This is a genomic window from Candidatus Accumulibacter phosphatis (assembly GCF_012939955.1).
Classification (GTDB): Bacteria; Pseudomonadota; Gammaproteobacteria; order Burkholderiales; family Rhodocyclaceae; genus Accumulibacter; species Accumulibacter delftensis.
In genome coordinates, this window is the sequence record NZ_SPMY01000049.1 from 22407 (window position 1) to 32050 (window position 9644).

Sequence of the window (9644 nt, forward strand, 5' to 3'; positions counted from 1 at the left end):
GTCAGCCGCCTAGGGCAACCAGATCCAGGCCTGCATGCGCAACCAGTCGCTCAGTCGATGCGTCCAGATCCAGGCATAGCTCTGCTCGCCGACGCTGATCTTGCCAACCCCTTCCATGCCCGGGCGCAGCTTGAGGTCGCTGCGATCGAGCTGCGCTTCGACGCGGAAAGTGTTCTTGCCCTCTTCAGCCTCGGCCATCGAGATGTTGCGCACTTCAAAAGCCAGGGCTTCGCCGGTCAAGCCGGTGAGCACCAGCTTGCCCGACTGGCCGACGCGCACATCGCGAATATCGCGGTCCTCGACTTTCAGGATCACCCGGTAGGCATCGAGCGGCGCCAGCTCGAAAAGCAGCTTGCCCTGTTCGACGGGCGAACCGAGCAACTGGCTGAGATCGCCCGACACGACGATACCGTCGAAAGGGGCGACGATGTTGGCGCGCGCCAGTTTCTCGTCGACCAGCGCCAGTTGCGAGTTGGCTTCCTGCATTTGCGCCAGCGAGACATTGGCCGTGGCTCTCTCGTGCTTGGCCAGCGCTTCGCGGTAGCGCCCCTGGTGCTGCTCGCGCTCGGAGAGCCAGCGCTGGCGCTCGACGCGCAGGTCGCGATCGTCGAGCGTCGCCAGCAGCTGTCCCTCCTTGACGACGAAGCCGGCGCGCACCGGTGCCTCGCGCAGGAAGCCATCGAAGGGGGCCACCGCCGCGCGCTGCACCTCCCCCTCGACAACCGCCTTGGCGCTGACTCGATAGTCGCCGTCGAGCAGGAAAACACCCAGCAAGAGGAGCAGTGCTGCGGCCAGCGCGACACGAAAACCGGGGCGGCGATGATCCTTGAGATGCAGCCACCAGCCGCGCAGCTTGTCGACCAGGCGACCGGCAAACCAGCGATGCTGATCGACCCGGCTCTCCAGCAAGGGCCCGAGCAAAGCGCTGACCGCTTCGAAAAGCCTCGTTTCCTCGGCGCTGAAAGGCGTCCCCTGATTACGCTCGAAAGTCAGTACGCCAACGCCGATGCCGCGGCTGCCGAGCACCACCGAACACACGGCTCGCGTGGCAGCAAAATCGCGGTGAGCAATGGCGATGCCGCCGTGGCTTTCCGCGCCGGCCGGAAAGAGCACGCTGCGCCGCTGATCGAGGGCTTCGTCCATGGCGTTTTCGAGAGCGGTGACGAACTGGCTCTTCTTTTCAAAGAAGGCCGAGTGTGACATGGCCAGCAAACGCGCCCGCCCTCCCCGGTCGACGCCGAGCGAAACCCGGTCGCAGTCGAAGCGGCTGGCAAGATCATTGACCACCGCCATCGCCATGGGATTGAGGCGGGCCTGCTCGGCGGCCACGCCGAGAACGTCGAGGGCCACGCGCGCACGCTGCAAGGCCTGCGCGTCGTCACCATTCTGGCGGCGCAGGAAGAGCGTTTCGATCCAGCCGATTCCCCAGTGCAGTTGCCGAAGCACCAGTTGCAAGGCCACGTCCGAGCGTTCGGCGACATCGAGCACGACCGCCCCGTGCACCTGTCCTTCACGTTCCACGGGATAGGCGACGACCACCACAGCACCTGCCTGGCCCGGCAGGAGAAGCCCGCGCCGCTGGCTCAGGCACTGCTGAGCGGCCGGCGCGAGGTAGGTGACGTCGGTCTGTTCGGACGGCCAGACGGCGGCCGGAACGAAAGTACCGCTGCCCTGCTCGAGCAGCAGCAGGGCCGCACGCACGTCGGCGACCTGCAGGCATTGCAGCGACAGCCAACTAGTACAGAATTCGGCCGACGTCTGCGCTGCCGCAAAAGCTCCCCACAGCGCATCGTCGTGCGCTCGCCTGGCATGATCGCCAAGCCCGGGAGACAGGCCTAGGGCTGCGCCTGTCTGCGGCCCGCTGGAAGAATGGAAACTGGAAGGCAAGTAGTGGCCTCCAAACCGGCGCAACAATGGAAAGAGGGAAGCAAGGCCTGCTGCCGGCAGCAGCTATCCCCGCAGCGAACGGATGCTGGCAGCAGGCGCCCCGGCCATCATACGGGCTTCCTAGTTTCCCTGGTTCAACTCGCCGTAGCGACCCTCGTATTCGCTGACCAGCTTGCCAAGCATCAGCGCCAGGCGCTTGGCGGCGAAGGGACTCATCACAATGCGATGCTCCAGCCTGACGTCGTACTCGGAAACGCCCCGGTCCCAGCTCTCGTTGACCCCGAAGTTCATCACCACTTCCTCGCGCGTCGTGGTCACGTTGACCATATTGCAGTAGCTGCTCTTCACCGACGCCGTATTCATCCGGATCTGCTGTTCCCCGGCCGTCGCAGCTCGCGTCTCGACCGCTCCTGCCGAAGCCTTGACCGGTGCTGCAGGGGTTTCAGGTTTTTCTTGTGCCATCTCTCGGTTCTCCCAGGAATTCTTCATCAAACTTGGCCGTAAAGTGCGTATTCGTCGCCGCAAGCGCCCCGGCGGCGAGCGGGCCATGGTCGCGCGCAAGGATTTACAGCGACCGCGAAGATTGTAGCGACGCTGCCAGGGTAATCTGTGAACTACTGCTTCGATTGGCAGAATTATTCGTAAATTGCTTACGATCATGAATGCTATGGTTAAAAACAACACCCCCTTGGCAACCAGAAAACGCTTGGCGTCAAACACGGTTGCTTCTCCCCTCGCGGGAGCAGGGTTGGGGAAGAGGGGAAACGGTCACGACCTTCATGACCTGGGGTATCTCGACAAGTCATGAGCGCTAATGTGAAAGTCACGTACGCGAGTTCACATTAGCGGGTGAATGGAATCAAGCGCTGATAACGCATACGCCTTGCTTGGCGCCGTTTCAGGATTTGCCTGCTCCGAAAATCTCCTCGAGGCTGGCCGCGTCAAGTACTTGATCAAGCCAAAGGTCGACCTGCTCAAGGGAAGCCGTAGAGATCATCGCCAGAACAGGCGACGGGACGGTACCAAAACGCTTCTGCAGCAGCTTCTGCAAGGCCAGCGCTTCACCCTCGGCTTTTCCTTCGGCTTTTCCTTCAGCCTTGTAGGCGTGCGCCCATTCTTCGAGTCGTTCGGCCAACATGACATTCAGCTCCTGTAGGTCATCCATCCGAGGCAACACGATACGATATTCGGCCTTGCGCATCAACGTCGCGCGGATCCAGAGGGCAAACCTCCGACGCAGGTCGGGCCGGTCGACCAGCCACTCGTCGAGGAGACCGAGCAAGACGCCGATGGTGGCCAGCGACGCCGGGTGTTCGATGCGAAAGACGGCCGCCACCAGGTTGTTGAGCGAGGCCAGTTCGCCGTCGGTGTAGGCGTTCTCGTCGATCAGCAGGTACTTCAGCCGGGGCTTGAACTGCTCGACCAGCCGCGGCACCGGCGGGATCAAGTCAAAGACGTCGCTTGACGCCGTCCAGCGCTGGCTGCCGTTGTAGAGGACGATCGGCAGGACGGGCGGCAGGCGGCCGTCGGCCAGCACCTCGCCACGCTTGATCAGGTCCTGATAGAGCAGCCCGACATAGACCATCATGCGCAGCGCCATGTAGCGGTCGACGCGGCTCTGGAATGTCAGCAGCAAATAGCACGCCGCGAAGAACTCGGCGAAAGTCAGCACTTCCGTCTGCGCCTTGGCCTGCCCGCGAAGGTTGGCACCGAGAGCTATTTCTGCCCTGAGCGACCTTGCCTGCTTGCGTGCATCGGCCAGCGCGAGGTCGATCGTGCGGCCTACTTTCTGGTGGCAGGTCTTGCCATTGATAAGGCCTGCGCACTGGTAAGATGTCGCCCTCGCTGAGGCAACTTGAGCGCCCTCAGCTCGCCCCCCCTTCCGATATCCGAAAAGCCAAGGTTTGTTGGCTAACGAATTGGAGGCCGCCATGACTATCGCTGCTGCAACACCACCAAGCGCCATCTTCAGCACTTTGCCGCTATTGGCGCTGCTGCTGGTCATCATCGCCATGTTCCGCTGGAGTTGGACCTGGCGCGCCAGGGGCTTGCCATGGGGGCCAATGTCATTGTCGGGCTTCGCAAGAGCAACGCCCACTATGACCAGGCCGGATCACAATGGCGAGTGTCGCGCGTCACGTACCAGGGGACGGCTGTCGTCGTGGACCGGAAAATGCCGCGGGCTGAATCGGCGGCGTGAACGGGCCGCCGTGGATGCTGGTATCGACACGTCGCTCTACGGCACGGCCAGCTTGATTGATCGCCGGACCAAACCTCGGGAAGAAGCGAGTGCGTCCTCGGGCAAATCACACGGTGACGCGAGCGGTGATCCGCTGGGGCACGGTCGACAATGGCCTTGCCATCGCTGAGCGCACACGGCGTTGCTCGGCGATGGCCCGTGTTGCCGGCCTCTCAAACCGGTGGTCAGCAACCCGGCGCGGACGCCCGAACCTGGCTTGATGACAAACGAAGAAAAGACCGTCAATATTCACGTGACGCTTGTCGCGAAATTTTGCTGGGGCGGGGGTACTAACTGAAGTGGACAAGTCTCGCAGCGGCAGCACCTCTCAGATTTTCGCCCATCGGGAGCGCCGGGGACAACTGGCTGACTGGTGGCACAAGACGGTCTGCGTAGAAAACAAGCCCGGGCGGCACGAGGGTAAAAGCGCATGAGCAAAAAAGCACGCAAGTGGCCCATCCAGAGTAAAGCGCGCTACCTGTCTGCACAGGAGGCCAGCGTCACCGGTGAGGTTTCGTATATCCAGCGCCTCGCCTTGCAGCGCGATGCTCGTGTAGTAACCCTGGGTTCGCTGGTCTTCTTCTCGACTCATAGCGGCGACGCATGGCTGCTCGACACGGAAGATGGTTTGGCACTTAAGCTTGCTGAGGATGGCGATCCCTTGCCCAATCGAATCATCGAGACGACGGAACGGTTCATGATCGAATGGAACATGAACTACCAGATCGAAGATAGCGCGTTCATATATCTTGACGCTACTGGCAGTCGGCGGGTGATCGTCGGCTATCCGATCGCGGAGATCCGTAAGGCAATTGAACGGGGGGCAGCGGTGACGAGGGGGACTTTTCGTCCCAACAGCGGTTAGTGGTCCACCGGTCACTTCCCTTTGGGCACGTGGCGGCAACGTTGAGCGCTCAAGGGTGAGGGGGAGTTCGGTATGAGCATCGGCGTTCGGGTCATGTTTCTTGACGGTGAGCGCATCATCCGCGTGCCCGTGCGTCGCTTCGATCGCCTCTTCGATCGAAACTTCAATGAAGCCATGCCTGAGTATGCAGGCCAACGTGTTCGTTGTGCGATGGTCTATGTGAGTACAAATGGAAACCCACGGAGAACGAAAAAGCGCGCACTGGTGGACCTGGCGCTTGAGCACTGAGTGTTGGCTTTTTTTTATTCGGGCCGGTGGGCGGGCCGAGGGAAAAGTGTCTCGCAGTGCGGGTGGCTTCATGAATGGAATCTCAAGGACCCGGTTCTCGAAGAGATGACGGCAAGGAAGGAAAAGAAAGAACAATGCAGGCTGGACATCTGACATTCGCGTTGCTGCTGCTGGCAAGCATCGCTGCCCGCGCGGAAACCCTGGTTGGCACGGTAGTGGGCGTGGCCGACGGCGATACCGTCACTGTTCTCGACGCTGACCATCAGCAGCACAAGATCAGGGTCGGGGGGGGTGGATGCCCCAGAAAAGGCCCAGCCAAACGGGCAGCGGTCCAAGCAAAGCATGTCGGCGCTCGTGTTCGGCAAAGAGGTCAACGTCCAGTGGAACAAGCGCGACCGGTACCGCCGTATCGTGGGCAAGGTGATGGTCGCACCTTCCGACTGCCCTACCTGTCCAAAAACGCTGGACGCAGGCCTTGCGCAGATCACGATGGGGCTCGCCTGGTGGTACGAGAAATACGCGATGGATCAGTCGGCCGAGGATGCGGGCGAGGAAGTTGCTGCCCGGCCGATGTCTGTACTGGAATAGTGATTTGCGAAGACAACAAGCCTCCCAAAGGACGAAGACCGATGCCCGAAACCCCTGAACAGGCGACCGAACGCTACCTTCGCAGCGGCGAGCACGACGCCCACTTTCGGGCCTGGCCGGGCAGCAACTTCCTCGCCCGCAGCCACTGCGGAGACGCCGCGCTGCGCTCGGCGCTGATCTCCGCGGTCCACAGCCGAACCCTGCACGTCGCATTCCCCGAAACAGTCGCCAACATCGACGACGTCGCCTTCACGCGCGGAAAAGTGGCACCGATGGTGCGTGGCCTGTTCCCGGCTTGCGAGCAGGCGTTGGTCCTCAGTCTGCTCGAACGCTCGGTCATTCTTCTCACCCCGGCCACCATCGAGGCGCTGCTGCAAAACACACAATGTCTGGCTACCGCCTGGAATCTGGCGAACCTCTATCTGGCGGGACTGGGCGCGGACCTGCTTGCCGAGAGCGCTCCCGGCCTGCTGGGCCTGAGCGAGGAGACAAGCTGCTATCTGTCGGCAGCCTCTTTCGACGCGGCCGGTCGCTTCGAAGACTTCGTTGTGCACGAGGCGGCGCACATCTTCCACAACTGCAAGCGCGAGACGATCGGGCTACCGGAAACCCGAACACGTGAGTGGCTGCTGGAGATCGATTACGGCAAGCGCGAGACTTTCGCCTACGCCTGCGAAGCCTACAGCCGCCTGCACTCGCTTGGCGACAGCCCGCGGGGTAGGCAAGAGCTGCTCGCAGAACACGAGCGGGGATCGATGCCTCCCGATGAACGCGTCGATGCGTTGGAGTACGTGGACATTCTGCGCGAGGCCGTTGCCGCCCGCAACGGCTGGAAACGGATCCTCCAGCGCTGTTCGCCTCCGCGCGTGGCGCGACGCGCCCGGATGAAAGCAGCGTGATGCGATCGTTCATGGAAGGACAGCGCCCTCCTCTGCTTCAGGTGTAGGCCCCAGGATGACCAGCCGCATCACCGATCCGGAGAGCCTGCGAAAGGAGCTGCGAGCAATGGATCGCGGCGATCTGCTGATCATCGCCGAACGGGCAATAGAACTCGTGCCGAGGGTGACATTGCAGGCTCTCGTGGGCGACTACGTGCACGTAGAAGACGGCGCGTCAGAAGCAAGGGCGACACCAAACGCCTTGCTCGACGAAGTGCAGAAGTTCCACGTCGATAGTCTCGCTGGTCGCTACTTCGAAGACTTCGAGGTGAATTCCAGGAACTGCACGGAACAGTCGCGGGGCACGGATGCCTTCATCGCCGAGTTCAAGCGTCTCCTGCGCGAATGCATCAGTGCCGCGGACAGCGGACAATACGCAGTCGCCGGCCAGGCGTTCGAGCTTCTTTTCGGGCTGCTTCGGCATATCGACGAGGGACACGACGACGTGATCTTCTTCGCCGACGAGGGCGGCTCCTGGCAGCTTGGCGTCGACTGGTGCGGCGTTTTCGCTGCCTACTTCCGGTGCCTGGCCGAGACCGCTACGGCAGAAGATTTCGCGAGCACCGTCGATCAGGCCATTGATGACTTCGCCGAACATGACCGACCACAGTACCTGCGCAGCGCACACGCGGTGGCGAGTAGCGCACAGCGAGCGGCGCTCGAAGCGTTGGAACGGCGGGCCGCAGACCCCGCCCGTCGCTGAGCACGGCTGTTGGGCAAGACGCTCATTGCCCAGATGGCTACGGCACTCGGCTCAAGGCTTCTTCTTCCCGGCCAGCGTAACCTGAACATACTCAGCGGGATCATCCCCGCTCAGCCCCGCGACCACCCATCCCGCCGCTTTCCCGAACTCATCGGTAAGCGCCGCCCCATCAGTGTTGTCTCACGCCACATGCGCGCTCGTCGCGAATTACCGCATGGGGGTTGCGTGGGCTGATCGCAGGGCCTGTTCTTGTGCCGACACCACTTGCTCGCCCGGCAGGACGCGCTCAAGTGTCGCGCGGCGCGCTGTGCTCGCGTAACCAGCGCGCGAACGTCGCTTCGTCGATCTGGCCGGCCGCGACGACGAGCACAGTCAGCGTGGCATCGGCCTGGCTCGCCACCAGGCGCTGGCCGTTGAGCGCCAGAAACAGGCCAACCGCCAGAAAAGCGACGCGCTTGTTGCCGTCGACAAAAGGGTGGTTACGCGCCAGACCAAAGCCGTAAGCGGCAGCCAGGTCGGCCACATCCGGCTGGCCATAGAGCGCAAGATTCAGTGGCCGCGCGAGCGCGGATTCGAGCAGACCCTCGTCACGCAGCCCGCTCGCGCCGCCATGCTCGGCCAGGCTCTCGTCGTGCAACAATTCGAGCGCGCGCCGGTCGAGCCAGCACCAGCTCACTTGGCGAGCTGGTGGAAGGTGTCGCGGTACTCGTGCATGAACTCGCGCCCGATCTCGAGTTGCTGGTCCAGATCAGGGTCGTAGGGCGTCAGCATCACGCCATTCGCCGCCTCGGTCACGAATACCGTATCGCCCTTCTGCAGCTTGAGTCGCGCCAGCACTTCCCTGGGCAGGATGAGGCCAAGCGAGTTGCCGATCTGGGTAAGCTTGAGGGTGGTCATGGAAGGCTCCACACGGTCGATGTTATAACTGTCGTTATACCAACACAGAGGGTGCAGGGCAAGTGGCGCGCAACTCGGGATCAAGACTTCTGCATCAAGGCTTCTTCTTCCCGGCCAGGGTGTCCCGAACATGCTGACCGGGATCATCCCCGCTCAGCCCCTCGACCACCCGCCCCGCCGCTTTCCCGACCTCACCGACAACCGCCGCGCCCTTGCCGAGCGGCGACACCGCTTCCAGCGTGTCGAAATCAGTCGGCGTCGCGGTCTCCTGGTGCGCCTGCGCCGCTGCCTCCTTGCGGTCCCGTATCGCATACGCGTTTGTCGAAAATTCACACATCGCGGTATGCGCGGTCTGATCACTCGGGCGCCCCTGTGCCGAAACCCCGGCACCTGCCGCCCTGCCCGTCACCTGACCAAGATACCCGTCGCCCGCCTGCCCGACCGCAGCGACACCGGGAACGCTGCTTCGATCCGCCTCGTGCCGCGCGCCGACTGCATCTGCCCCCTGCACCTGACCGGCCATCTCGCCAAGCATCCGGTCGTAGTTCTGCGCGGCGTATTCGGCGATGTAGGGCGCAGCTTGTTCGGGTCGCCCATGATCCCCTGGAAGGTCTCGTAATTGAAATCCAGTTTGGGCAGCAGAAAATCCTTGATGAAGTGATCCTGGAGCTGCAGGTTCGAGCCCAGCTGACCGCTGTGCGACAGCTCCCACATCTGCCGATGCCCTTCCGTTTCCTGCAATGAGGCGCTGAAGGCTTCGCGTGATTGGCGCGCGTGGTCCAGCGACGCGCGCATCCCCTCGCTGCCGGCTGCCCTGCCCTCGTCGAAGCTGCGATAGTTGCGCTCCCAGCCGTTGTCGAGCACGGTGCCCACCTTTTTGCCAAAACTCGATTCGCTGGCGAACTGGGCCATCTCCTCCAGCGATCGCGAAGCGTCGGCAGAGTTGCGCAGCTTGGCGGAGAACTCCACCCCACCGCGAAGCCCGGCGATCTCGAGGAGCTGCGGCGTATTCATGCCCATCGAGGCGCCGATCATCATTTCCATCGCCACCTTTTCGCTGACGCCGAGCTTTTTTGGCCCACTGATCGACCTGGCGCAGGCTGTCGTTCGCCTCGTGGTGGCGACTCGACCCCATGCCGTGGCGGTAGCCTGTGCCGTCGCTGCTGCCTGGTCAAGTTCTCCGGGGTCGGCTTGATGATGGCCAGCGCCCTCTTCCGCTCGGCGCTTCCCGCAGCGCTT

Annotated in this window: 12 protein-coding genes; 5 read left to right on the forward strand and 7 right to left on the reverse strand. The window is 62.7% G+C overall.

All coding sequences use genetic code 11. The features are described 5' to 3' along the window. Window positions 1–9 precede the first annotated feature (9 nt). From E4Q23_RS16845 to E4Q23_RS16855, 3 genes are all read right to left on the reverse strand, one after another. Complete coding sequence (locus tag E4Q23_RS16845) at window positions 10–1887, reverse strand: HlyD family efflux transporter periplasmic adaptor subunit (RefSeq protein ID WP_169067711.1); 1878 nt, start codon at window positions 1885–1887, stop codon at window positions 10–12. Window positions 1888–2007: 120 nt separating this feature from the next. Then, window positions 2008–2349, reverse strand: a complete 342-nt coding sequence (locus E4Q23_RS16850) for a DUF3467 domain-containing protein (RefSeq protein WP_169067712.1) — start codon at window positions 2347–2349, stop codon at window positions 2008–2010. Window positions 2350–2785: 436 nt separating this feature from the next. Then, window positions 2786–3895, reverse strand: coding sequence for an Rpn family recombination-promoting nuclease/putative transposase (locus E4Q23_RS16855; protein WP_248595524.1), 1110 nt, complete (start codon window positions 3893–3895; stop codon window positions 2786–2788). Window positions 3896–4556: 661 nt separating this feature from the next. Here E4Q23_RS16855 and E4Q23_RS16860 point away from each other — a divergent pair. The 5 genes from E4Q23_RS16860 to E4Q23_RS16880 all read left to right on the forward strand — a co-directional run bounded on the left by E4Q23_RS16860 (window position 4557) and on the right by E4Q23_RS16880 (window position 7508). Further along, a complete protein-coding gene (locus E4Q23_RS16860) occupies window positions 4557–4991 on the forward strand; it encodes a hypothetical protein (protein ID WP_169067713.1) in 435 nt (144 codons plus the stop codon). Window positions 4992–5063: 72 nt separating this feature from the next. Beyond that, complete coding sequence (locus tag E4Q23_RS16865) at window positions 5064–5279, forward strand: hypothetical protein (protein ID WP_169067714.1); 216 nt, start codon at window positions 5064–5066, stop codon at window positions 5277–5279. Between the two features lie 291 nt (window positions 5280–5570). Beyond that, window positions 5571–5867, forward strand: a complete 297-nt coding sequence (locus E4Q23_RS24110; protein ID WP_336511721.1) for a thermonuclease family protein — start codon at window positions 5571–5573, stop codon at window positions 5865–5867. A gap of 41 nt (window positions 5868–5908) precedes the next feature. Next, window positions 5909–6766, forward strand: a complete 858-nt coding sequence (locus tag E4Q23_RS16875) for a hypothetical protein (RefSeq protein ID WP_169067715.1) — start codon at window positions 5909–5911, stop codon at window positions 6764–6766. Between the two features lie 106 nt (window positions 6767–6872). Beyond that, window positions 6873–7508, forward strand: coding sequence for a hypothetical protein (locus tag E4Q23_RS16880; RefSeq protein WP_169067716.1), 636 nt, complete (start codon window positions 6873–6875; stop codon window positions 7506–7508). A 286-nt stretch (window positions 7509–7794) separates the two neighbouring features. Here the strand turns inward: E4Q23_RS16880 and E4Q23_RS16885 are convergent, their stop codons facing one another. From E4Q23_RS16885 to E4Q23_RS16900, 4 genes are all read right to left on the reverse strand, one after another. Continuing rightward, the gene (locus tag E4Q23_RS16885) at window positions 7795–8184 is read right to left on the reverse strand and encodes a type II toxin-antitoxin system death-on-curing family toxin (RefSeq protein ID WP_169067717.1); all 390 of its coding nucleotides are present in this window, start codon (window positions 8182–8184) and stop codon (window positions 7795–7797) included. Beyond that, window positions 8181–8405 carry an AbrB/MazE/SpoVT family DNA-binding domain-containing protein gene (locus tag E4Q23_RS16890; protein ID WP_169067718.1) on the reverse strand — a complete coding sequence of 75 codons (225 nt, stop codon included), beginning with the start codon at window positions 8403–8405 and terminating at the stop codon, window positions 8181–8183. Before E4Q23_RS16890 ends, E4Q23_RS16885 begins: the two co-directional genes overlap by 4 nt. A gap of 94 nt (window positions 8406–8499) precedes the next feature. Further along, the gene (locus E4Q23_RS16895) at window positions 8500–8742 is read right to left on the reverse strand and encodes a hypothetical protein (protein ID WP_169067719.1); all 243 of its coding nucleotides are present in this window, start codon (window positions 8740–8742) and stop codon (window positions 8500–8502) included. Between the two features lie 68 nt (window positions 8743–8810). Next, entirely contained in the window at window positions 8811–9443 is a 633-nt protein-coding gene (locus E4Q23_RS16900; RefSeq protein WP_169067720.1) for a hypothetical protein, read from the reverse strand. Between the last annotated feature and the right edge of the window lie 201 nt (window positions 9444–9644).